At 66.1% G+C, this 24,001-nt stretch carries 20 protein-coding genes and 1 pseudogene; 12 read left to right on the forward strand and 9 right to left on the reverse strand.

Annotated features, from left to right (window positions below; genetic code table 11):
* Nucleotides 1-89 precede the first annotated feature (89 nt).
* Complete coding sequence (locus tag PHA81_RS04810) at nt 90-1,403, forward strand: polysaccharide deacetylase family protein (protein ID WP_005044733.1); 1,314 nt, start codon at nt 90-92, stop codon at nt 1,401-1,403.
* A 132-nt stretch (nt 1,404-1,535) separates the two neighbouring features.
* Here PHA81_RS04810 and PHA81_RS04815 read toward each other — a convergent pair whose 3' ends face one another.
* From PHA81_RS04815 to pyrB, 5 genes are all read right to left on the reverse strand, one after another.
* The gene (locus tag PHA81_RS04815) at nt 1,536-1,919 is read right to left on the reverse strand and encodes a hypothetical protein (protein WP_005044735.1); all 384 of its coding nucleotides are present in this window, start codon (nt 1,917-1,919) and stop codon (nt 1,536-1,538) included.
* Between the two features lie 71 nt (nt 1,920-1,990).
* The gene (locus tag PHA81_RS04820) at nt 1,991-2,812 is read right to left on the reverse strand and encodes a hypothetical protein (RefSeq protein ID WP_005044737.1); all 822 of its coding nucleotides are present in this window, start codon (nt 2,810-2,812) and stop codon (nt 1,991-1,993) included.
* Nucleotides 2,813-2,856: 44 nt separating this feature from the next.
* Complete coding sequence (locus PHA81_RS04825) at nt 2,857-3,063, reverse strand: hypothetical protein (RefSeq protein WP_273835530.1); 207 nt, start codon at nt 3,061-3,063, stop codon at nt 2,857-2,859.
* A gap of 289 nt (nt 3,064-3,352) precedes the next feature.
* Nucleotides 3,353-3,820: an aspartate carbamoyltransferase regulatory subunit gene (pyrI, locus tag PHA81_RS04830; protein ID WP_005044740.1), complete on the reverse strand. Its 468-nt coding sequence runs from the start codon at nt 3,818-3,820 to the stop codon at nt 3,353-3,355.
* Nucleotides 3,817-4,788: an aspartate carbamoyltransferase gene (pyrB, locus tag PHA81_RS04835; RefSeq protein WP_005044742.1), complete on the reverse strand. Its 972-nt coding sequence runs from the start codon at nt 4,786-4,788 to the stop codon at nt 3,817-3,819. Before pyrB ends, pyrI begins: the two co-directional genes overlap by 4 nt.
* A 205-nt stretch (nt 4,789-4,993) precedes the next feature.
* Here pyrB and PHA81_RS04840 point away from each other — a divergent pair, with 205 nt between their 5' ends.
* The 6 genes from PHA81_RS04840 (at nt 4,994) to PHA81_RS04865 (ending at nt 12,253) form a co-directional block, all read left to right on the forward strand.
* Complete coding sequence (locus PHA81_RS04840; RefSeq protein WP_005044743.1) at nt 4,994-8,041, forward strand: oligosaccharyl transferase, archaeosortase A system-associated; 3,048 nt, start codon at nt 4,994-4,996, stop codon at nt 8,039-8,041.
* The gene (locus PHA81_RS04845; protein ID WP_005044744.1) at nt 8,038-8,988 is read left to right on the forward strand and encodes a DUF368 domain-containing protein; all 951 of its coding nucleotides are present in this window, start codon (nt 8,038-8,040) and stop codon (nt 8,986-8,988) included. Before PHA81_RS04840 ends, PHA81_RS04845 begins: the two co-directional genes overlap by 4 nt.
* 155 nt (nt 8,989-9,143) lie before the next feature.
* Nucleotides 9,144-10,373 (forward strand): cytochrome P450, encoded by a 1,230-nt coding sequence (locus PHA81_RS04850; RefSeq protein WP_005044746.1) that lies wholly within the window; start codon nt 9,144-9,146, stop codon nt 10,371-10,373.
* Between the two features lie 205 nt (nt 10,374-10,578).
* The gene (locus PHA81_RS04855) at nt 10,579-10,986 is read left to right on the forward strand and encodes a hypothetical protein (protein WP_241430410.1); all 408 of its coding nucleotides are present in this window, start codon (nt 10,579-10,581) and stop codon (nt 10,984-10,986) included.
* A gap of 63 nt (nt 10,987-11,049) precedes the next feature.
* Nucleotides 11,050-11,691, forward strand: coding sequence for a transcriptional regulator GfcR (gfcR, locus tag PHA81_RS04860; RefSeq protein WP_273835535.1), 642 nt, complete (start codon nt 11,050-11,052; stop codon nt 11,689-11,691).
* A gap of 82 nt (nt 11,692-11,773) precedes the next feature.
* Nucleotides 11,774-12,253: a hypothetical protein gene (locus PHA81_RS04865; RefSeq protein WP_005044756.1), complete on the forward strand. Its 480-nt coding sequence runs from the start codon at nt 11,774-11,776 to the stop codon at nt 12,251-12,253.
* Nucleotides 12,254-12,272: 19 nt separating this feature from the next.
* On the opposite strand, the gene PHA81_RS04870 is transcribed toward PHA81_RS04865, so the two are convergent.
* Both PHA81_RS04870 and PHA81_RS04875 read right to left on the reverse strand, forming a co-directional pair.
* Nucleotides 12,273-13,664, reverse strand: coding sequence for a nucleotide pyrophosphatase/phosphodiesterase family protein (locus PHA81_RS04870; RefSeq protein ID WP_005044758.1), 1,392 nt, complete (start codon nt 13,662-13,664; stop codon nt 12,273-12,275).
* Nucleotides 13,661-14,941, reverse strand: coding sequence for an inositol-3-phosphate synthase (locus tag PHA81_RS04875; protein ID WP_005044761.1), 1,281 nt, complete (start codon nt 14,939-14,941; stop codon nt 13,661-13,663). The genes PHA81_RS04870 and PHA81_RS04875 overlap by 4 nt, the downstream gene beginning before the upstream one ends.
* A gap of 399 nt (nt 14,942-15,340) precedes the next feature.
* On the opposite strand from PHA81_RS04875, the gene PHA81_RS04880 reads away from it, so the two are divergent.
* The 5 genes from PHA81_RS04880 to folP all read left to right on the forward strand — a co-directional run bounded on the left by PHA81_RS04880 (nt 15,341) and on the right by folP (nt 21,417).
* Complete coding sequence (locus tag PHA81_RS04880; RefSeq protein WP_005044763.1) at nt 15,341-16,144, forward strand: TatD family hydrolase; 804 nt, start codon at nt 15,341-15,343, stop codon at nt 16,142-16,144.
* Entirely contained in the window at nt 16,141-16,971 is an 831-nt protein-coding gene (locus PHA81_RS04885) for a sugar phosphate isomerase/epimerase family protein (protein ID WP_005044765.1), read from the forward strand. Before PHA81_RS04880 ends, PHA81_RS04885 begins: the two co-directional genes overlap by 4 nt.
* A gap of 4 nt (nt 16,972-16,975) precedes the next feature.
* Nucleotides 16,976-17,896, forward strand: a complete 921-nt coding sequence (locus PHA81_RS04890) for a UbiA family prenyltransferase (protein WP_005044767.1) — start codon at nt 16,976-16,978, stop codon at nt 17,894-17,896.
* A gap of 49 nt (nt 17,897-17,945) precedes the next feature.
* Nucleotides 17,946-18,794: a sugar phosphate isomerase/epimerase family protein gene (locus PHA81_RS04895; protein WP_005044770.1), complete on the forward strand. Its 849-nt coding sequence runs from the start codon at nt 17,946-17,948 to the stop codon at nt 18,792-18,794.
* Nucleotides 18,795-18,939: 145 nt separating this feature from the next.
* A complete protein-coding gene (gene folP / locus PHA81_RS04900; RefSeq protein WP_005044772.1) occupies nt 18,940-21,417 on the forward strand; it encodes a dihydropteroate synthase in 2,478 nt (825 codons plus the stop codon).
* A 29-nt stretch (nt 21,418-21,446) separates the two neighbouring features.
* Here the strand turns inward: folP and PHA81_RS04905 are convergent.
* Together PHA81_RS04905 and PHA81_RS04910 are read right to left on the reverse strand one after the other, a co-directional pair.
* Nucleotides 21,447-22,031: pseudogene (locus PHA81_RS04905) on the reverse strand (IS6 family transposase).
* 195 nt (nt 22,032-22,226) lie between these two features.
* Nucleotides 22,227-23,354, reverse strand: a complete 1,128-nt coding sequence (locus tag PHA81_RS04910; protein ID WP_005044776.1) for a methyltransferase — start codon at nt 23,352-23,354, stop codon at nt 22,227-22,229.
* Nucleotides 23,355-24,001 lie beyond the last annotated feature (647 nt).

The following is a 24,001-nucleotide window of genomic DNA, read 5'->3' on the forward strand; positions in this document are numbered from 1 at the left end:
ACGGATTCCTGATTGCACGGATACACTATCGGTAGAAAGTCGTTGGTGAAACAGAAGACAGATGCCGAAATCATTCGAGAAACGAGCGAATGGACGAGCTTCGACGCCGCGACGCCCTCACGGTGTTTGGGTCGCTGTCGGCGTCGTTGGCAGCGATGTTCGGGGTAACGATGGCGGACTCGGCCCGAGAGGATGCAGACGAGCCATCATCGTCCGGTGAATCGCCCACAGACTCCAACAGTTCGTCGTCCCAAACGAACAGCAGCGCCGAGCAGCTCGCGTACGCGCACGACGTTCGAGCACGTGCTCGTGCGGCCGGCAGGCCACTGTCTACCGTCACCGATCTCGGGGAGTGGACGGCCACTAACGGGAAGATCACGCCGACGGACTGGCGAGACGACGGGACGGAAACCGCTGTGCGACTCGATTCGCCGGCGAGCGCGACGCGAACGGGAATCTCGACGACGTTCGATAGGGAAATCGACCTGACTACTGCGGCGCTGTCGCTGGGTATCGAACTCGAACGGGCCGCCACGGAGACCCTCCGGATCCGGCTGTTCGCGCCAGATGAACGCAACCAGTTCACCATGCAGCGCTACTGCAAACGGCGGCAGGGGGCCATCCGCCTCGACGTTGCTCCGGGAGAGACGATCGGTGCGCCCGATCCGACCGCCGTCCGCGGTCTGTCGGTCGAATCGTACACCGGCGGTGGGAAATCGCTCGGTCTCACGACAGGCGCGCTTCGGGTCAGGGACTCGCCACAACGCCGCCATGGCGCGGTTATTCTGACCTTCGACGACGGCGATCGCACCCAGCTGGAAGCCGCGAAACCACTGATGGACGAGTACGGTTTCGCCGGCACTGTCGGCGTGATCCCGTGGCTGGTGGGCGAGGACAACCGGATCGGCCGGCAGGAGCTCCACGAGATGGCGGCCGACGGCTGGGAGATGGCCTCCCATCCCCAGCGTGAGGGATCGCCGCTCCCGTCGCTATCGAAGTCCGACCAGCGCGCCCTCGTCGAGCGATCGAAGCGCTGGCTCCTCGACGAAGGGTTCGAGCAGCGCGGTGAGAGCCTGATCTGGCCGTTCGGCGCGTTCGACGAGCAAACGCTCGACCTCGTCGGCGAGTACCACCGGCTCGCTTTCGCCGGTGGCTCCTCGACGGCCCCGTGGGCGATCACCGAGCCGGGATGGGTGCCACGAGTGAACGGCGACGATTCGAACGCCGTCAAACGGGCCATCGACATGGCCGAGCAGTTCGGGAGCGTTGCAACCCTGATGTACCACACGATCGGAGAGACACGCCTCTCGATCGATGGGTTTCGCGAACAGCTCCGATACATCGATCGGGCCGACGTCGACGTGATCGTCCCGTCCGCACTCGCGAACGCACAGCCGTACTGACCGCTGACCGATCGCTGTCCCGCCGGCCGGCCGCCGTGACGGCAGTCGGCGATTCGTCGCCCATCGAGTTCTCACTCCCTCTCGCGCCCCGGTGTTCGGCCGTCGGAGCACTCAGCCGTGCTCGTGGTCCGCTCAGGCCGTCTCGTCGGGATCGATCTCGACGTGCCGTCCGCCACGAGCGAGGTCGACACCGATGAATCCGAGCACGAGCGCGAAGCCGACCATCCACACGGTGGAAAACGTCGCTCCCTCGTCACGGAGGAAACCGAACGTGGCGTTCAGGACGAGTGCAACCGCCAGCAGGAAGTAGGCGGCCCCACAGAGACGGTGCCAGCCGACCAGCGCCGTGAGTGGGGTGTCGAAACCAGCGAGCACGAACAACACGCCAGCCACGAGAAAACAGCCCAGCGGGAACGCAATGCCGACCGATTTCGGCACGCCAACGACGGCGAGAAATCCGCCCACAACGGCGAAATCCACGAGACCGAGCCACCGCGACACTCGACGATAGTTCATGGACGCATGCTCGCCGCCGACGAAATAGTGCTGTCGGCATCACGATCCGTTTTCCGTGGACCGATGCTTGACTACCCGTGGGATTTTCCCTCTCGCGTCTCGGCATTCAGCCGCCGGATCGCGGCCTGGGCGTTGCTCGCGTCGTAGCCGAAGAGGACGTCGGTCGCGTAGGCGTCGGCGACCTCGGCGGCGTGGACCAGATTCTCGATCTCGATGTCGACGGCGTAGAGTTCGATCGCGAGCGGTGCGTCGAGCGCGTCACGAAACCCGCTCGCGATCGATTCGAGCCAGTAGGTCGTGCCGTAGGCCGTGTCGTAGAGCGGGACGACGAACTCGTCGACGTGTTCGGAAAGCCCATCCAGATCGAGTCCCGATCGCTCGTGGAGATGCCCGGGGTAGGGATCGGGGTGGAGCGTGAGCGAGAGTTTGCCGGGAATCCGGTCGGCGGCCTCGCCCACGAACTCGGTGACGACCGACGCGCGCCACGCGAAGCGGTCGTCGTACTCGCTCGTTGCGAATCGCTCGACGCAGCGATCGCAGAAACAGTACTCGGGTCGGGGGAAGCCGACGTCGTCGAGGCGGACGTCGCCGCTCGTGTCGGCCGCGTCCGCGATGGTTTCGAGCAGGCCCTCGCGGTAGTCGGGATGGGTGGGGCAGACGTACCCCCAGTCGAAGTACTGGCGTTCGCGGGTGGCGAGGTCGCCGTCCTCGGTCACGGGGGCGAGCTCGGGGCTCGCGTCGGCGGCCGCGGTGTCGGCGTGACACGCGATCATGCTCGTCGCGCCGGCGATCGGTTCCCTGGCCTGGCCGCTCACTGACTTGACCTCGTAGCATCGCCGATCGAACGTCGGCCAGTCGAGCTCCTCGGCGTTGCGCGTCACGACCCCGAACATACCCGTGCTGGGAGCCGCCACGGGGTAAGCGGTTCGTTCGGACGCTACTTCGAGCCGGTGGCAGCGAGCACGACACCGAACAGGAGCCCGACGACCAGTAACCCCCCACCGCCGAGGGCGTAGAGCTCGGTGGTCGTGAACTGGAACCGGTCGCCGTAACGGACGATTCCCGCCGTGAGCAGTAGTGTGTGTCCTGATCCAACGAGCGTCGTCACGAAATCGAACCCGAATCGAGCGCCAGGATCGGCCATACTTCCTCCGCTCCCCGCCACGAGTTCGTTCTTCGGGTGGCTGTTGCAAGCCATCGATCCGCCCGCCGAACCGTTGTCGCCACTACGGCACGGAACACTGGAAGGCCGCCATCGCCGTGTCGGCCTACCGACGCGCGACAGCGACCGCGAGAACGATTGCGAACAACGCGACCACGGCGGTGAGTTTTCGAGACATCACCCGATACGACAGAACAGACGAACATAATCGTTGTGGCATCACGCCGCGAGTCGAACCGCGGTTCGATGTGGATCGGTCCGGTGTCGCCGCTCAGACGTCGATGTGCTCGGTGAGGTTTTCGCGGAGGATGGTCTCGCAGTACGCACACCGCACGCCGTCGTCGAGCACTTCGAACCGCGAGGTCACGGGCTCGCCGTCGGTGGTGATGCAGTCGTGGTTCGGACACGAGAGCACGCCCTCGACGACGGCGGGGCGTTCGACACGGTGTTTCTCGGCGACACCGTACTCCCGGATGATGTTGATCGAGGCCGCGGGCGCGATCAGCGAGATCACGTCGACCTCGTCCTGGCTGAGTTCGCGGCCCTCGATCTTCACGACGTCCTTGTGGCCCAGCCGATCGGACGGGACGTTCATCCCGACGCTCACGACCTCGTCGGTCGAACTGCCGATCCCGAGGATGGCGAGCACGTCGGGGGCGTGCCCGCCCGCGATGTGATCGATCACCGTGCCGTTTTCGATCTTGCTGATCCGGAGCTCGTGGTCGTCGCGCTCGCTCATCGAGACCCTCCGTTCGCGCTGTCGTCCTCGGTAGCGTCTACGGCCTCCCCATCGTCGGTATCGTCGAGCAGCAGATCGAGCAGCGCCATCCGGACGGGAACGCCGTTGTGGGCCTGCTCGAAGTAGTGGGCGTGATCGGTCGGGTCGACATCGGGCGCGATCTCGTCGACCCGCGGCAGCGGGTGCATCACGATGCACTCGTCGCGGGCGCGGTCGAGGGTTTCGGCGTCGATGCGGTACTCGCCCGCCACCGCACGGTACTCGTTCTCGTCGGGGAAGCGTTCGCGCTGGATTCGGGTGACGTAGAGCACGTCGAGCTCGGAGAGGACGTCATCGAGATCCTCGTGCTCACGGACCTGCGCGCCGGCCTCGTGGAGGTCGTACCGCACGGAACGGGGAAGCCGCAGACTTTCCGGACTCACGAAGTGCTGACTGGCATCGAACTTGGTGAGCGCGTACGCGAGCGAATGTACAGTCCTGCCGTACTTCAGATCGCCCATGATCCCGACCGTGAGATCGGTGAGCCCGCCCGCGTTCTCGCGCATGGTGTAGAGATCGAGCAGCGTCTGCGTGGGATGCTGGCCCGCGCCGTCGCCGGCGTTGAGCAGCGGCACGTCGACGAAATCGCTCGCCATCGTCGCCGCGCCCTCGCTGGGATGGCGGAGCACCAGCGCGTCGGCGTACCCTTCGATGACTCGTACTGTGTCGGCGAGACTCTCACCTTTGGTCGCGCTGGAGGAATCGACCGGCCCCATGTCGAGCGCGTCGCCGCCGAGGCGCTTGATCGCGGCCTCGAAGCTCATCCGCGTGCGCGTGCTCGGCTCGAAAAAGCACAGCCCGAGCAGCCGCCCCGCGTGGCGGTCCCGGTCCGGGGGATCGCGCTCGATGGCGGCCGCACGATCGAGCACCGTCTCGATGTCGGCGCGCGAGAGGTTCTTCGCGGTGATGACGTGATCACGATCGAGCATCGGTTGTGAGGAGACACCTCCGTTGTGCGGCTAGGTGGGCCATTCTCGTGTCGAGTCGAACGGCCGATCGTCTTGTAGTTGTGGATACGGCGATCGCGGCGCTCGAACCGGGTGTGCGGAGCGATCGATCGTGCGAACCGTCGCCGTCGGGCGGTGATCGGACGTTTCACAAGCCTTATGCGCGTCTCGGGGGTGGATAGCGCCAATGAGTCAACGCCGGGAGCAACTCGCCGAGCGACTCCCCGCGCTCGACGCCGTCGAGTCGTGGTATCACGTTCCTCTTCTGGTCGTTCTCGTCGGGTTCATGTTCTGGATCCGGGTGCGCAACTGGCGGCGATTCGTCGTCGACGGCGAAGTCCTCTTCAGCGGCAACGACGCCTGGTATCACCTCCGACAGGTGGAGTACACGGTCGTGAACTGGCCGTCGACGCTGCCGTTCGAGCCGTGGACCAGCTTCCCCACGGGGACGGCGATCGGCCAGTTCGGCACGCTGTACGATCAGATCGTCGCCACCGCGGCGCTCGTGATCGGGCTCGGCAGCCCTTCGGAGCAGACCACCGCCCTCACGCTGCTGTTCGCGCCCGCAGTGTTCGGGACGCTCGTCGCGATCCCGGCGTACTTCCTCGCCAAACGCTTCGGCGGCCGGTTCGGCGGCGTAGTCGGGGTAGCGATCCTCGCGCTCTCGCCGAGCACGCTCCTCGCACGCTCGGTCGCGGGCTTTTCGGACCACCACGCAGCGGAGGCGTTCTTCCAGGTGCTCGCGGTCGCCGTGATCGTGATCGCACTCACGGTCGCCGAGCGCGAGAAACCCGTCTACGAGCAGTTCGTCGAGCGCGACGTGTCCAGCCTGCGCCGACCGATCGGCTGGGCCGTCCTCGCCGGGATCGCCATCTCGGTCTACATCTGGGTGTGGCCACCCGGCCTCCTGCTCGTCGGGATCTTCGGCGTCTTCCTCCTCGTCGCGCTACCGGCCGCGTATCTGCGTGGCGAGAGTCCGGAACACGTCGCCATCGTGAGTGCGGTCGCGCTGTCGGTCGTCGGCGTGCTCACGCTCGTCACCTTCCAGTCGACCGAGATCAGCGTGACCAGCTTCTCGCTGCTCCATCCCGCGCTCGCGTTCCTGGGGGCGATCGGCTGCGTGTTCATGGCGTGGCTCGCCCGGACGGTCGAAGCACGCGACTTACCGGGACTCGCTTACCCGGGGACGATCCTCGGGCTGTTCGTCGCTGGTGCGGTCGTGATGGCGGTCGCCACACCCTCGCTGTTCGAGTACTTCCTCAACCAGCTCGAACGCATCGTGGGGCTCGGGTCGAGCGCGACATCGCTGACCGTCGGCGAGGCCCAGCCGCCCTTCCAGGCCGGCGTGCCGTTCGGAGAAGCGGTCAACCAGGCGCTCGGCTTCTTCCGGAACTCCTACGGGCTCGCCTTCTTCACCGGGATCGCCGGTGCGGTGGTGTTGATGGTGCGACTCGCGCTCGGCCGGAGCAAACAGCCGGCTGCTGCGGTGTTCGTCCTCGTCTGGACCGCACTGATGATCGCGGCGACGCTGACCCAGACCCGGTTCGACTACTACCTCATCGTCCCGATCTGCGTGCTCAACGCCGTCCTCGTCGGGGAGCTGATCCGATTTCTCGCTTCCAGTGATGCAGCAACGGGCCTCCGGAACCTCGAGGCCTATCAGGTGCTCACGGTGCTCGCGGTCGTTTTGCTCATCACCGCACCGCTCGTCGTGGGCAGCGGCGCCGCGCTGACGAGTGCCGGCGGCCATGCGGACGAGCGTTCGTACCCCGGCTCCACCGTCCGTGGCTGGAGCGGAAGCCTCGACTGGATGGCGAACAACACGCCTGCGGAGGGGACTTACGGCGGGCACAACAACTCGATGGACTACTACGGGGAGTACGAGCGTACCGACGACTTCGACTACCCCGACGGAGCCTACGGCGTGCTATCGTGGTGGGACTACGGCCACTGGATCACGACGCTCGGCGAGCGCATCCCGACGGCGAACCCCTTCCAGCAGAACGCCCGTCAGGCCGCGAACTTCCTGCTCGCCGACGACGTCTCGCGAGCCAACGAGATCACACGGACGGAGGATGGCGAGGGCGTGCGTTACGTGATGATCGACTGGCGGATGGCCGATCCCGCCGGCGGGGCGTTGTTCACCGCGCCGTTCACGTGGTACAACGACGGCCCGCTGTCGATCTACGACGACGTGACGCCGATCGTGACCCAGCAACCGGGGAGCCAACAGCCCTCGCTCGCGTTTTACGCCTACGAGCAGCGCCACTACGAGACGATGCGGACCCGGCTGTACTCGTTCCACGGCAGCGCGGTCGAACCCGAGCCGGTCGTGGTCGACTACGAGAGTCCGATCCCGCAGGGCGACTCCACAGCACAGGCATCCGTCCCGTCGGGCAACGAGTCGGCGATCAAGCGCTTCGACAACATGTCGGCCGCACGGGCGTTCGTCGAGGAGGACGGCTCGGCCCAGATCGGTGGTGTCGGAGCCTATCCCCAGGAACGCGTGGCAGCACTCGAACACTACCGACTGGCCGACGCGAGCCAGCAGCCCTCGAGACAGCTCGCCCAGAGCCTGTTCCAGCGACTCCAGGCGACGGGCCTGAACGCGAGCGAGCTGGTCCCCACGTCGCCGAGCTGGGTCAAGACGTTCGAGCGGGTGCCCGGCGCGACGGTCGAGGGCACCGGCCCGGCGAATACAACTGTCGAAGCCACCGTCGAGATGGGTATGCCCGGCTCCGAAAGCACGTTCAACTACACCCAGCAGGCCACGACCGACGACCAAGGTGCGTTCACGATGACGCTGCCGTACTCCACCACCGGCTACGACCAGTGGGGGACCGAGCAAGGCGCGACGAACGTCTCGGTCCAGGCGAACGGGCCGTACACGTTCCAGACGCCGGTCGAGGGTGGCGGTGACAACGCGACCCGGTGGAACGCGACCACCGACGTCTCCGAGGGAGCGGTGATCGGCCGCACCAACGAGAGCGTCACGGTCGATCTCCAGCAGGAATCGGTGTCGCTGCCGACGAACACCTCGGCCGGAAATGCGACGGCCGGGAACGCGACGAACGGCACGTCGAGCGGCAACGCGAGTGCCGCGACGAACGCCTCAACCACCGAGAACGGCTCCACCGGCACGAACACGACGAACGCGAGCGCGATGGCGGCTCCCGGCGAGCGTGTCGCCGGCGCGGCTCGGACAGCACCGAGCCAAGCACGGGTAGCACGATGAGCGGGCGAGAGTCGATGCGTGAGTGGTTCATCGTCTACCTCAAGGGGATGTTCATGGGGGCTGCGGACGCAGTGCCCGGCGTCTCGGGCGGGACGATCGCGCTCATCACGGGGATCTACGAGCGGCTGATCGCCGCGATCACGGCGCTCGATCCGGGCGTGCTCCGGTACCTGCCGCGGGTCCACCGCCGGACGGAGCGCGCCGAGCTCCGGGCCGCGCTGGTGGCAATGGACGTTCCCTTCTTACTCGCGCTCGGGGCAGGGATCGCCACGGCGCTGGTCACCGTCGCACAGGTTATGACCTACGCCTTCGAGACCTACCCGGGGCTCGTGGCGGCGCTGTTTTTCGGCCTGATCGCGGCCTCGGCGATCGTGCTTTACGACCACGTCTCGCTCGACACGCCACGACGAGTCGCGGTCGCAGTCTTCGGGTTCGTGCTCGCGTTCGCGCTCTCGGGGCCGGAAGTCAGCAACTCGATGCCGAACTCGCCGCTGTTCGTACTCGTCGCCGGCTCGATCGCGATCGCCGGCATGATCCTGCCCGGGATCTCGGGGGCCTTTTTCCTCTACGTTCTCGGCCAGTACGAGTTCTTGACGGGCACCCTCACGGAGTTCACCGACGGACTCGTCGGCCTCGCGTCGGGCGGCAGCCTCGAAGTGCTGATCGAACCAGGCATCGTGATCCTCGCGTTCGGCGCTGGTGCGCTCGTCGGTCTCTTCTCGATCGCCTACGCCATCCGGTGGGCGCTCGCAAACTACCGAGAGGCGACGTTGACGTTCCTCGTGAGCCTGATGGTCGGCGCGCTTCGCCTACCCGCGACTGAAGTGATCAACAACACGCCCGTCGCGACACCGACCGCGATCGGATCGGTGCTCGCCGTCGCCGCGGTCGGTGGCGCGCTCGTGCTTCTCGTCGATCGCTACACCGCCGACATCGACTTCTCCTGAGGCGCGCTCGACCATCCGTTTCAGTCGCCCGGTTCGTTGCTCTACACCCCGTACCGAACGGTGAGAACGGCGAGTCATGACTGGTGGAGACTAGGCCGACCGTCCGGGGAACGTGACGGGAAAGGTTGATAGTTAGTAGGCGAGTACCAACAGGTATGAGCTCCGCCGACCCGCAGGGGATCCAGGCGTTTCCCGAGGCGCTCACCGAGCCCGACGCGTGGCTCGAACCGTTCGAGTGGTACCAGGAGATGCGCGAGGGGTCGCCGGTGCGGTACGATCCGGCACGCGGGTCGTGGGACGTCTTCCGCCACGCAGACGTCAAGCGTGTCATCAGCGACGACGAGACGTTCTCGGTGGACCCGCGCAACGCGAGTGATTTCGTCGAAGCCGGCGGCGAGGGCGAGGGACTCATCCTCGATACGATGCTGTTTCAGGACCCGCCGCGCCACGACGAGCTCCGCGCGATCGTCGAGGAGGCGTTCAGTCCGCGCGTCGTGGCCGAACTCGAACCGCGCCTCCGCGAACTCATGGGTGACCTGCTCGACGACGCCCTCGCCACGAACGACGGCACGATGGATCTCGTCGACGAACTCGCCTATCCGTTCCCGGTCATCGTGATCGCCGAGGTCCTCGGCGTGCCGAGCGAGGACCGCGCGCAGTTCAGGGAATGGTCGGAGTCGCTCGTCGCGGCCGCGGACGGCGAGGCGGGTGCAGAAGTCGCCGAACGACAGCAGGCGAGCCAGCGCGAGATGGCGATGTATTTCCTCGAACTCATCGAGGACCGTCGCGAGAACCCGCGCGACGACCTCCTCTCGACGATCGCCACGGCGGAGTTGTCCGACGGCAGCACACTCCCCCAGCAGGAGGCGCTCGGGATGTGTATGCTGTTGCTCATCGCCGGCAACATCACGACCACGAACCTCATCACGAACGCCGTGCGGTGTTTCGGGAACCACGATCTGTTCGCCGAGCTGGCGGGCGAGGAGAACGCCATCGGGACTGCTGTCGAAGAGGTGCTGCGGTATCGCGCACCCGTGCAGGCGATGACGCGCGTCGCGCGGTCCGACGTCACGCTCGGCGGCGAAACGATCGAGGAAGGCGACCGACTCGTGGCGTGGCTCGGCTCGGCGAACCGCGACAGCCGCCAGTTCGCAACCGCCGACGAGTTCGTGGTCGATCGCGCGCCCACCGGGCATCTCGGCTTCGGCCACGGCACGCACTACTGTCTCGGCGCGCCGCTGGCCCGACTCGAAGCCCGCGTCGCGCTGTCGGAACTGCTTTCGCGAGTCGACGGACTGGCGCTCGCCGACACCGACCTCTCGCCGACGCGAAGCTCGTTCATCTACGGTGTGGAGTCGCTGCCGATCCGCTACGACGCGGCCTGACGGCGCGTCAACTGCGCCCGTCGATGGAGTTGCGTGGATGGTCGGTCCGCTGAATCGCGGCGCCACGACGGTCAATCGCCGATCGATGGCACACGAGACCGGCAGCAGAGTCGGGAGCGCGGACGGGAGGCTATATAGTGTGCCGGCAGCCGCAGGCAGAACTGAAAGACGGTTGGTAAGTGTTTGTCGGGACAGGGGGAGAAGAATGAGTACACTATCCGAAGACGTACGGCTACCGTGTGGGTGGGTGTGCAAACACGCCGAGGAGGACGAACTCGTGTTCGCGTACGACACCTTCGAGGTGGAAGCAACGAAGGCCGACAGATCGGACCCGCTATCGTTCGATATGGCCGGGCGCTGGCGGCTGACGTGCCGGAAGCGCGCCGGCGGGACGGTGAACGAGCGCTCGATCGGCTACGTCACGAGCCGCGGGGCCGCGACCGATACGCTGCTGTCGTGTATGAAACACGCGAGCGCGAGCGCCAGACGGAGCGATTCGACCGATCCGTTCACGCTCGACACCATCGCCGCGGGCGCGGACCGCTGTGACGGCACGTCGCCGATGCGGACCGACACGCGCCCTGACGCTGGCCGGCGAGGACGGACGTACTGATCCCGTACGTCCGACGGACCCGACGACAACACACCTATTACACGCCGGGCGCAACCCCCGGCGATGAAGAACGTCGACGACCTGATCGGCAGCGCGAACGAACTGGCTGACCAGGGGCTCTCGAACGGCGAGATCGCCGACGAGCTCAACGTCTCGCGCGAGACCGCGAGCTGGCTGGTCGAACGCGGCGGCGGCACCGCGACCCGGGAGCCCGCACCGACCGACGCGCTCGAAGACATCCACGTCGACTGGAGCGCGTTCGGCCGCGATAGTACGAGACTCTCGTACGTCGGCCGCGCGATGGCCGACCTGCTCGGTGGCGCGGCTGCCGACAACGAAGAGATCGATCTCGTGGTCGGGATCGAGAAGGCCGGCACGCCGCTCGCTACTACTGTGGCGCTCGAACTCGACGCCGATCTCGCCACCTACGCGCCCCGGAAACACCAGTGGGAGGAGGGCGATATCGACGACCTCAGCGGCAACTTCTCACGGAACTTCGCCGAGATCCGCGGGCGGGAGTGTTACGTGGTCGACGACACCATCACGAGCGGGACGACGATGACCGAGACGATCGACGCCATCACCGAGCAGGGTGGCACGCCGGTCGGCTGTGGCGTGCTGGTCGACAAGCGCGGTGTCGGGGAGTTGGAGGGCGTGCCGGTCGAATCGCTTCTCCAGGTCATCCGCGTCGGGCAGGAGGGTTGAGGTAGCCTGCCGCGATCTGTCGTGGTATACCACCACGTGGTCAGTAGTAACATGTATCAACTGCCGGAGTGAATCGAGAACAGTGTCGCCGGATAGCGGATCCGACAACGCCACCGAACGGCGCAAGGCCGGACCACGAACCGCCGAGAAAGTCGGCGTCGAGCGGTGGATCGAAGGCGTCTTCTTCGGTTGTGCGGAGGTCGCGATACTCGGCTTGCCGGCACTTTTCAGTCTACTCGACGCATCCGCCAACGCCGAGGTGAAACTCGCTGCTATCGTCGCGCTGTCGACCGCCGCGATCGCCATCGGGACGATCCGAACCGGATGGACGAGGCTTTCGTGGCCGCCGCTAACGCCACGACTGCTTCTCGCCCGCGCCGTCGTCCACAACCTGCTCGTCCTGGTCGCGGCCTACGGCGGCGCGACGATCGACCTCCTCTCGGGATCGGCGCTCGGCTCTGCCGCGTTCGCCGTCCTCGTCGCGGCCGGCACGGTGTGGGTGTTCCCGCAGATCACCGCCCACGCCTCGACGCTCCCGTCGTGGTGGAAATGGGGTCCGTAGTGGCCTCGGACCGCGCCTCTCAGAGCGGGTCGGTCTCGAACTCCATCTCCACATCGATGTCGAGAACGTCGACGAGCGTCGGTGCGACCGTCCGCGCGTCGACCGTCTCGGGCACCGACGCGGGTGCGGCCGGACCGCCGAGCCCGTAGAACCCTTCACAGTCCCGGCGGCCGTGTGAGCCGCCGACGAGCGTCGGGTCGAGCGATGCGAGGCCGCTGTCGCCGAAGAACAGTTCACAGGGATCGAAGCCGGGCTTGGCGTGGATGTCCATGTCGGTCGCGTAGTACGGTGCATCGCTTTCCTCGCGCCACCAGTAGTACTGGAACCACGCCGAGGACTCCGCGACGAGCACTAAGTCGCCCGCGCTCGGATGATCGACGCCGTACTCGACCTTCCCCTCACCACCGAGCACGCGTTCGACGCCGTCCAGCGGGGCGAGCGCCTCACGAGCGTCATCGACACTCCCCTCGTCGGTGTAGACGTGTGTCACCTGGTGATCGACCATCGCAAACGCCCTCGACGAGCCGAGATCGACCTCTTCGCCACCCTCGCCGTCGTCCATCACCGAGAGCAGTCCGGCGTCGCGGAGCGCACGGTTCGGAAACACGGGCGTATCGACGTCGTGAAAACCGTATTCGCTGACGACGTTCACGACCGTCTCGTCCCACCGGTCGTCGCCACGGAGGCCGTCGATGAACTCGCCGACGAGATCATCGACGACGCCGATCGCGTCGTCGAGTTCGTCGCTGGAGCCGTGTCGGAGACCGTCGTAGTCGAGGTGGGGGACGTAGATCCAGAGCAGGTCTGGATCGTGGCGCTCGATCGCCTCGCTCGCGGCGTCGAGGATCCACGTCGACGATTCCTCGTTCGCGCCCGGTCCCCAGTAGGTGTGCAGCGGGAAGTGGCCGAGCTCTTCCCGAAGATCGTCGTAAAAGTCGTCGGGGTTGGTCCAGCAGTTCATTTCGAGGATGTTGTTGTCCTCGTCCTCGATCGGTGAGGGCGTGAGCGCGACGTCGGCGGTCGTGTCGATGAGATGCTGGAAGCAGAACACGCCGGTGGTGAGGCCGGCGTCGCTCGCGGTCTCCCAGAGGCGGTCGCGGTCGGCTCGGTCGCGCTCCCAGAACGCGGCCACGTCGTGCTCGCGGTCGTACTCGCCGCTGGAGACGTCGCCGTGGGATTCGGGCGAGCGTCCGGTGGCGAGCGTGGTCTGCACGGGAAGGGTGACCGCCGGGAACGGTGGTTCGAGCGTCGCCCGCGCGGGCTCGCCGACGAGATCGGCGATGTTCGGTGCGAGCCCTCGGTCGAGGTGGTCGGGTTCGAGGCCGATGACGTCGAGGACGATCGCCCGGCCGGCACTTGTGGTTCCGCCAGCGGTTGTCGTGGTTCCGTCGTCGTCAGGTTCGGTGGTCATGGCGAGTTCTCCGTCTCCACCTCGGTCGTCGCTGCGTTCGTGTGTCGGTCCACGTACTCGGAGAGTCGTTCGAACTGCCGAGAGAGATCGTGTTCGTCGACACCGAGCGGGTCCTTGAAGAAGGAGGCGAGGTGGGGCTGGAGCCCGCCTTCGTCCTGTGCGTCGGCGTGGGCAAGGAGCCGAACGAGATCGAGCACGAGCGGTGCGGCGAGCGCCGAGTCCGACCCCTCCCACGTGAACTGCAACTTCATCTGCGTGTCGAGAAAGCCCTGGAATCGGATGTCGTCCCACGCGGTCTTCCAGTCGCCGAGCGCGGGCGTGTAGTCGATTCTGACCCGGTTGTGGATGTCGTCGTCGAGAATTTCGTCGAGGACGCCACCCTTGCTCTGGAGCTTGCCCGCTTTGTTCGCGTCGTCTTCGAGCACTTCCCCATCGCGGTTCCCGAGGATGTTGTGGCCCTCCCACGAGAGCACTCGGAGGTTCCGTCCGGCGAACATCGGCGCGAGCGCGCTCTTCAGGAGCGTTTCGCCGGTTTTGCCGTCACGGCCCATGTGGGGGACGTTCTCGCGCTCGGCGAGGTCCTGAATCCCACCGAGCGCGTTCGCGGCGTTCGGCGTGAAGTTCACGAACGGGTGGCCGTCGTCGATGGCGGCGTAGGCGTAGAGCGCGCTCGCCGGCAGCGGGTCGTCGGCGTCGAGCGCGGCCTCGATCGCTGCGATCGAGTCGTACTGGTCGGGATCGGTCGGCATCGGCTCCGAGGAAGCGACGTTCACCACCACGACCCGATCGAGACTCTCATCCTCGCGGAAGGCGGCGTAGTCGGCACGGATGCGCTCGACGATCTCCCGAATCGAGAGCGTCTCGTCGTCGAACGCTGCATCGTCGGCGATCTCCGCGACGGTGCGCCCGCAGTTGCGCGCGGTGCCGGTCACGATCCGGTCGTCGATCGTGGCGAGGTCGTCCCGAACCGCGTCGAGGGTGTCTCGATCGGGAACGCCGTTGCGTTCGTGGAGGCGTTCTGCCGTCTCGACGACGCTGCCGGCCTGGATGTCGTGGCCGCCGAACACCAGCGATTCGACCGCTGGAAGGTCCAGATCCGTCAGGGGAGCGCGTTCGGTCACCATCCCGTCGGTGGCGGTCGCCTCGCGAGCGATCGCGTGCGCGCCGATCATCGCGGTCGTGGCGACGTTTCCGCGTGCCCCGATCAGCCACACGCCGATTCTCGCGCTCACCGCGACCGCCCGACCATCGTGGCGCTTGCCTTCTCCTGCTGGCATGGCTGCGATTCGCTCCCCTGTTTCCCGATCGGTTCAGAATTCCGTCGCTGCATCGCTTGAGACGACGGTTCCGAGACACACCTACTTTGTGATGTCGGCACCGAACGGTGTGAGTCGTCAGTCGAAACGTCCTGAAAGACAGTCGACTCGATTCTCATAGCAGCCGACTCCGACACGACGAATACTGACTCAGCTCAGATGAGAACCGCAACAGCCCACATACCTCCCCAGCCGATTCGCTCGTCGCTACGCTCCTCGCTCATCCCTCGCGCAGTGTCCGCGCTCGGCGCTCACTTCGTTCGCACACGAGCGCGCGCCAACCGTCAACGATGGTATCGAGTCGCGAACCGAGCGTGTACGATCAGCACATAGTAGTGCGTCCGGCACCCACCCACGGACATGGAGATCATCGACCCGCACATGCACATGGTGTCGCGCTCGGCCGACGACTACCGACGTGCGCGCCGTGCCGGCGTCGAGTGCTGCATCGAGCCCGCGTTCTGGAGCGGGACCGACAAACAGCACGCCGGCTCCTTTTTCGATTACTTCGAGCAGATCATCGACTTCGAGACCGACCGCGCGGAGCGCGCGGCGGGGATGGATCACTACGTCACGATCGGGCTCGAACCCAAGGAGGCGAACTACCGCGAGATGGCCGAAGAGGTCCTCGAACGCCTCCCCGAGTACCTCGACCGCGAGAACGTCGTCGGCCTCGGCGAGATCGGGTTCGATCAGGGAACCGACGACGAGGAGTGGGCCCTTCGCGAACAGCTCCGGATGGCCGACGAGCGCGAACTCCCGGTCATCATCCACACGCCACACACAGACAAACTCGAAGGCACCGAACGGATCGTCGAGATCATCGAGGACGAAGGTGTGAGCCAGGAACGCATCGTCATCGACCACAACACCCCCGAGACGATCGAGACGTCTCTCACGACGGACTGCTGGGTTGGCTTCACGCTCTACCCCGGCAAGATCGCCGACGAGAAAGCGATCGATCTCCTCGAAGAGTACGGGACCGACAAGATGCTCTTCAACAGCGCCGCCGACTGGGATCCCTCCGATCCGCTCGCGGTGCCGAAGGCGAGGGACAAGATGCTCGATCGGGGCTGGCCACGCGAGGACGTCAAGAAAGTCGTCTTCGACAACCCCTACGAGTTCTTCGATCAGTCGCCGAACTTCGAGTACGACCCACGATGAAGTTCGGGTTCTCGGCCAACGCGTTCCGCGAGTACGACTGGAAAGAAACGATCGAAATCGTCGCCGACGCGGGCTACGACGGGATCGAACTCCTGTTCGACCGGCCGCATCTCTACCCCCACGACGTCGACGACCAGACGGTCGCCGACGTGCACGACGCGCTCGACGAGCACGCACTCGCAATCAGCAACTGCAACGCGTTCATGCTCACGGCGATCGAGGGGTTCCACCATCCCTCGTACGTCGAGCCCGACCCCGACTACCGCCAGGAGCGCATCGACTACACGAAGGCCGCGCTGCGGACCGCAGCCGCGCTGGATCACGACTACATCTCGATCGAGCCCGGCGGGCCGATTCCGGACGAAAAATCCCGCGAGTGGGCGCTCGATACGTTCGTCGAGAGCCTCCGTGAGGTGCTCCCGGTCGCCGAGGACGTGGGCGTGGATCTCCACGTCGAACCCGAACCCGATCTCCTGATCGAGACCTCCGCCGAGTTCCAGGAGTTCGCCGACCGGATCGACCATCCCCGGATTCGGTGTAACTTCGACGCCGGCCACCTCTTTTGTGTCGGCGAGGACCCCGTCGAGGCCTTCGACGCGCTCGAACCGTTCGTGGATCACGTCCACCTCGAAGACATCCCCGAAGATCGGAGCCACGAACACACCCAGCTCGGCGACGGCGCGATGGACATCGACGGGTTCCTCGGCGCGCTGGACGACCGGAGCTACGAGGGGTTCGTCACGGTCGAGCTCTACCCCTACGAGGAAACCGCGGCCGAGACCGCCCGCGACGCGATGGCCTACCTCGAAGACGGCGGGTGGGTCTGAGAGGGTGGCCGTCGGCGAGTCGAGTCCGCGGGAGCGAGTCGCGGCCTACGCGAGCCTGGTGCGCGTCCCGAACCTCTTCAGCGCGCCGCCGGACGTCCTGCTCGGCGCGGCGCTTGCGACTGCGGCCGGCGCGTCGGTCCCGATTCCCGCGCTCGTCGGCCTCTGTCTCGCGTCGGTGCTGCTGTACGCCGGCGGCGTAGTATTAAACGACTACTTCGACGCGCCGATCGACGCGACCGAGCGACCCGAACGACCGATCCCCTCGGGGGAGGTGTCGCGGCAGGCGGCGGGCGTGCTCGGCGGATCGCTGCTGGTCGCGGGTGTCGCGCTCGCGTTCGTCGCTGCCGGCCTGCGTGCTGGCGTTCTCGCGGCGGCGCTCGCGGCCACGATCGCACTCTACGATGGCGTACTGAAAGGCGGTCCCGTCGGTTTCCTCGCGATGGGGACTGCACGCGGGCTGAACGTCCTCCTCGGGACGGCCGCCGCCGCGAGCGCGGTCGCCCTCCCACCGTGGGCGCTCTCGGTGCCGGCGGTCGTCACGCTCTATATCGCCCTGGTGACGTACATGGCTGCGAACGAGGCGACCGACACCCCGCGAGGGGCGGTCGCTGCCACGGCCGCCGGCGTCGTCGTGGCCGCCGCGGCGGTGCTCGGGCTGGTCGCGACTGTCGGTCCGCCGATCGTCCGGGCCGGACTCGCGGTCGTACTCGTCGCCGGCTTCCTCGCGTGGACCGGGCGCGCGCTCGAACCGGCGTACGTCGATCCTCGCCCTCGAACTGTCGGTCCCGCGGTGGGGGCCTGCGTGCTCGGGCTCGTGATCCTCGACGCGGCGTTCGCGGCAGTCGCCGGCGTCGCGTGGGCGCTCGTCGTGCTCGTCTTTCTCGCTCCTGCGGTCGGACTCGCCCAGGTGTTCGACGTCTCGTGAGGGGCGGTGCCTCGTAAGGTGTTTGTCGTGGACGGCCGTTCGGATGGGTATGGTCGATCTCGCGTTCTCGACGAACGCCTACACCCGCCACGCGCTGCCTGAAGCGGTCGAGCGAATCGCCGATCACGGCTACGCTGGCGTTGAGGTCCTGGGCGACGAACCCCACGCGTACTTCCCTGAGTTTGACGAGGCCAACGAGGAGGATCTGGTCGCGGCGCTCGACAACTCTGAACTACGGGTCTCGAACATCAACGCCAACACCGCGACGGGCTACTACGACGACGCGCCGCCCTCCTCGTTTTTCGATCCGAGCGTGGTCACCGCCGACGATGGCGATCGCGAATGGCGGGTCGAGTACACGAAACGTGCGATCGATCTCGCCGCCCTGACCGATGCGCCCGCGGTCTGTCTCGCCACTGGCCGGCCGCTTCCCGGCACGCCGCCCGAACGCGCCCACGAGCATCTCCGCGACTCGCTCGATTCGATCCTCGATTACGCCGAAGAGCACGGCGTGGAGATCGGGATCGAATACGAGCCCGAACTCCTCGTGGAGTGCACCGAGGAAGTGCTCGACCTCATCGACGATGTGGGCCGCGACTCGCTCGGGATCAACCTCGACGTCGGCCACGCTGCGGTCTACGGCGAGGATCCCGCCGAAGCGATCCGTCGGAGTGCAGGCCACATCACGGGCGTTCATCTGGAAGACATCGTCGGCGGCGTTCGAGGCAAACACTACCACCGGATTCCCGGTGAGGGCGACCTCGACTTCCGCGCGATCTTCGACGCGCTCGACGATGTCGGCTACGACGGGTTCGCCACGCTCGAACTCTACACCTACCCCGATCGCCCCGACGAGGCCGCCCGCGAGGCCTACGAGGCGCTCTCGGGATACTGCTGAGATCACAGTCGTCTCGGTGGGGCGGACGACCACGGAAAACGATCCGATATTTTCAACACAGTCTCCTATACGGGGAGGAGTCGTGGGAAACGGGGTGAGCGAGCCCGTCCGATACCCTCAAACCACGTCCCCACGGGAATCCGATATGGAGTTCCACGACGCCGCGAACTTCCTCTTCGGGCTGCGGCGCTACCCCCCCAAGCCGCGGCTGTCCGCGACGCGCGACCTTCTGGCCGCACTCGACGATCCACAGGACGGGATCGCGTTCGTCCAGATCGCGGGCTCGAACGGGAAGGGATCGACCGCCCGGATGACCGAGTCGATCCTCCGCGAGGCGGGACTCGATGTCGGACTCTACACCTCGCCACATCTCGATTCGGTCCGCGAGCGCGTCACGGTGAACGGCCGGTCGATCACGGAGGCCGCTCTCGCGGAGTACGTCGAAGCGGTGCGGCCCTACATCGTCGATCGCGCGACCGACGGCGATTCGCCGACCTTCTTCGAGACGATCACGGGGCTCGCGTTCTGGGAGTTCGCCCGCCAGGACGTGGACTGCGCGGTGCTCGAAGTCGGCATCGGCGGGCAGTACGACGCGACCAGCGTCGTCGATCCGGTGGCGAGTGCGGTCACGAGCGTCACGCTCGAACACACCGACGTGCTCGGCGACACAGTAGAAGAGATCGGACGCGACCTCGCCCACGTCGCCCCCAGCGACGGGCCGCTCGTGACCGCCGCGACCGGCGACGCACGGTCGGGGATCGACACGGTGGCCGACGAGGTCGTGACGGTGGGATCCGGCACCGAGGACATCGCCGTGAGCTACGACGGCCGCGTCGGTATCGAGGGGCGCATCGAGCTTGTGGGGGACGACTGGACGGTCGAGACCCGACTCCCACTCGTGGGCGCACACCAGGCCGACAACGCCGGCGTCGCGGTCCCGCTCGCCCGCCACGTCGCAGACGAACTCGGTGTCGGGGTCGAACCGGACGATCTCGCGCACGGCCTCCGCAGGGCTCACTGGCCCGGTCGGTTCGAGGTCATGGGCCGCGAACCACTGATCGCGCTCGACGGCGCACACAACCCCGGAGCGTGCGAACGCCTCGCGAGCGTCCTCGACGAGTTCGAGTACGACGATCTCCACGTGGTGTTCGGCGCGCTCGCCGACAAGGATCACCGAGGCATGGTCGAGGCGCTCCCGACGCCGGATCGCGCCGTCACCTGCCAGCCCGACATCGACCGCGCCGAGGACGAGGGCGTGCTCGCGACGTCGTTCGAGCGCGAGGGCGTCGCCGTCGAATCCCGCAATGCCGTCACCGACGCGGTGGCCGAGGCAGTCGCGGCCGCCGATCCCAACGACTGCGTCGTCGTCTGCGGCTCGCTCTACACCGTCCGGGAGGCCCGGACCCGGTGGAGTCGCCTCGACGTCCCGAAACGTGTCGATGATCTCGACGACGCCCGCCGCGTGCTCTCCGGGGCGCACGTCACCGATCCCGGCGTCTACCGGATGCGAGGGAAAACCGTTCACCGTACCCTGAAAACGCGGGTACGACCGCGCCAGGCCCAGTATCTCAAAGAAGAGCTGCTCTCGCTCGGCGGCGAGTGTGCGGTCTCGGGGTTGAACGACCAGAACGAGGAGCGACTCGACGTCGTTCTCGCGGGCACGCTCGCCCAGTTCAAACGCCTCGTCGCGAAGCTCGACGCCCAGCCATACGGGCTCGGCCCGCTCGCCGCCGATATCGCTCGCGCGCTCGACATCGATACCGCGAGCAGCGGTCCCGATGGTGATACGGCGCTGGAAACGAGCCGCCCGTGGGACGACGGCACCGCCGTCATGGGGATTTTGAATGTCACGCCCGACAGCTTCCACGACGGCGGCGAGTTCGACGAGACCGACGCCGCGGTCAAGCAGGCCGAGGAGATGGTCGCAGCGGGGGCCGACGTGATCGATATCGGTGGCGAAAGCACCCGTCCCGGTGCGGAGCCGGTGTCGGTGGCCGACGAGCGCGATCGGGTCGTCCCCGTGATCGAGCGTATCGCCGATGTCGACGCGCTGCTCTCGATCGATACCCGGAAGGCCGAGGTCGCCCGGGCGGCGCTTTCGGCCGGAGCCGACATCGTGAACGACGTCTCCGGACTCGATGACCCCGAGATGCGGTTCGTGGCCGCCGAGTTCGACTGTCCGATCGTCGTGATGCACAGTATCGACGCGCCAGTCGATCCCGACGCCGAACCTGAGTACGACGACGTGGTCGAGGACGCGATCCGGGAGCTCGAACCCCTCGTCAGGCGGTGTGTGCAGGCGGGGCTCGACCGCGAGCAGATCATCGTCGATCCCGGACTGGGCTTTGCGAAAACCGAGCGTGAGGACTTCTCACTTCTCGGGCGTCTCGGGGAGTTCCGGGCGCTCGACTGCCCCGTCCTCGTGGGCCATTCACACAAATCGATGTTCGGCCTCGTCGACAGCGAAGCCGGCGAGCGACTCCCGGCGACGGTGGCGGCGAGCGCGCTCGCGGCCGAGCGCGGTGCCGACATCGTCCGTGTTCACGACGTCGCCGAGACCGTCGCCGCCGTCAGCGTGAGTGCGGCCACCACTGCACCGCAGACGTTCGATCGCGACGAGTGAACCGTTTTTCCTCGTCGGGTGCGTAGTGTTCAGATACGCAGATTCCATGCGACGGCGAACGATCGCAACCACTCGTCGGCAGTTGCTGGATCGGCGTGGCTGAAACAGTTCGAGAACGAGGAGATCGTCGTTTTCCCTCGCGGAAGACACGTTCGACGGCGTTACGATTTCCATGCTGTTCGTCGCGGAAATCGAGACCATGGCGGCGGCGGCAGGCTTCGTGTAGCGGTGTCGCGCCGTCGACGAGAAACGTGGCGTCGTCGACGTGGTGCTTCTGACGGAGTTCGGCGGAGAAGCCATGAGCGAGAGCGTTGTTTATGGTCGTTTCAAGCTTCGTGTGCAGCAGTTCGTACGACTCGGGATCGACCGCAGCGTAGAGCCAGTAGCGCTCGTCGTCGAGTCGGATCGCGGTCTCGTCGACCGCGACGTAGTCCGGCGTCTTGCCGGACTCTGGCTGTAACTCCGCCTCGTGAACCCAGTTATTGATCGTGGATCGAGCGCGACTAACACCGAAAACGTCGAGAATCGAGATAGTATTTAAAAGCGAAAGACCGGCGAGGTGCAACTGAAATACTCAGCTTCATCAACAGCCGCGGCGTCGCTTCTCGCTTCACAAAACCTCACTCGATCCCGTCCAAACAACCGTTGAGGCGGGTGGATTTCCGCATGAATCACTGAAATCACACCGCGCCTCACTGTTCAGCCGTATCTGAACACCGCCGACGAGAGCCGTCGTGGTAAAGGTTCTACATGTTCCGGACGGATACAGCATCGGTTCATCATCGACCGTTTGGCCGAATCGTCGCCAGTCAGGCGGTCGCGCTCAGTACGACGTGATCGGTTCCCGTTCGGCGTCTTTCGACTGTTCCGTAGCGGGAAAGATGGTTCCGGAGGTCGAGTTCGCGATGGTGTACGATCGTCAGGCTGCCGTCGGCAGCGAGAACACCGTGTATCCCGGCGAACAGCTCCGAGAGCACACCGTGACCGGCGTGTGTCGGGGGATTGCAGAGCACGCTGTCGAACGTCCGGTGGGCGATGCCTGCAACGCCATCGGCAGTGACGACGGTTCCGTCCACCTGGGACGCGCGGAGGCTGCGCTCCGCGCACGATGTTGCAACGCAGTCGTCGTCACTGAGCCAGACCTCACAGTCCGCCACCCGGCCAGCGTACGCCCCGATCGCACCGTAGCCACAGCAGAGGTCCAACACCGTTTCGCCGTCCTCGATCGTTGCCGTTTCGAGAAGGAGGCGTGTCCCGTCGTCCAGTTTGTCGGCCGAGAACAGACCCGGGACGGTGACGAGCGAGAGTGCCGTCCCGTTCACTTTCGGATGAATCGTTCGCGGCGAGACGTACGTCGGCGGCTCGAACGACGGTGAGAGAGTCGCCGCGAGAAGCGCACAGCCGTTGCGGTCGGCGACCCGTTCGACAGTCGCAGCCACCTCCTGGAGACACGCCTCGTAGCGCGCGAGGCCGGAGCGTTTCGAGGCCGCCAGATAGAGGGTTCCACCGAGTCGCAGCATGGCGAGAGAGTCGACGAGACGTTGTTTTCCGACCGAAATCGGCGTATAGGGCTTCGGGGCGTATGCGACCGTATCGAACGTCTCATTGAGGACGGTGACGTCGGCGTTGAGCGTGATCGCTGCATCGGCACCGTTCTCGGCCGCGTTTCGTTCGCAGAGCTGTGCCGCACGAGCACTCGATTCCACCATGTGGACGGCGGTTGCACAACCAGCGAGAACGGTCCCGACCACGCCGTAGTTCGCAGCGCGATTCAGGAGATGGCCGAGATCGGCGTTCCAGAGCGCGTCCACTAGCAGGAGTTCGGCGTCCCGGAACGAACGTTTCGAGTGGACGCCATCCGCGGTGTGGAAGCGGTACGTTGGGCGCGCGTCCGCAACGCGCGATTCGAGGGTCAACTGGTAGGGCGCGCGCTTCATCGAAAGCGCCCTCCAATCGATAGCGAAACCGGGGATTGCCCTCGATCAACTCGTCGTTCGAGGGAGAGACGGTGCTGTTGGGTGTCGAACGGTCGCGTCGACGGCGTGATTGGCATATGCGTGGGTTCGGCAGCTCAGGGGTGATCGAACAGCGAGGCAGCCCACGCACTGCGCTCGTGGCAGTGAGAACCGACGAAAACGGTTCACGCACGACTGAGCGCAGCGCGCGAACCAGGTGCCAATCAGCGTGACGCCCCGGCGAGGTCACAGCCGGTCGTGAAGCCGGTTGGGTCGCCGAACCGCCCACAGTTGGCGAGCCGGCCGAACCTGTCCCACAGCCGCACGATGACGTGCGCTACTGTGAAACGACGATCGGCCCGAAGCTCTTGTCCAACGTGCTTCGGCATTTCTGTCCCACCTACTAAAGATTCGTGATCGAGTCGATCGTCTCTCCGTTGAATTCTGCTGTCTACGGAGCTACTCCTCGGAAATCGTTACGGGAAGTGGATTTGAACCACGCGAACCTCGGTCGCTGCGCTCTCCTGGTGGATGAAGGGCGAAGGAACGAACGCCGGAGCACGCTTCGCGCGTGGTTCGAGGGAGCGAAGCTCCCTCGTCATCACGAAAGGCGCGAAGCGCCTTTCGAA

This window comes from Halococcus sp. PRR34 (assembly GCF_028617175.1).
GTDB classification, from domain to species: domain Archaea; phylum Halobacteriota; class Halobacteria; order Halobacteriales; family Halococcaceae; genus Halococcus; species Halococcus salifodinae.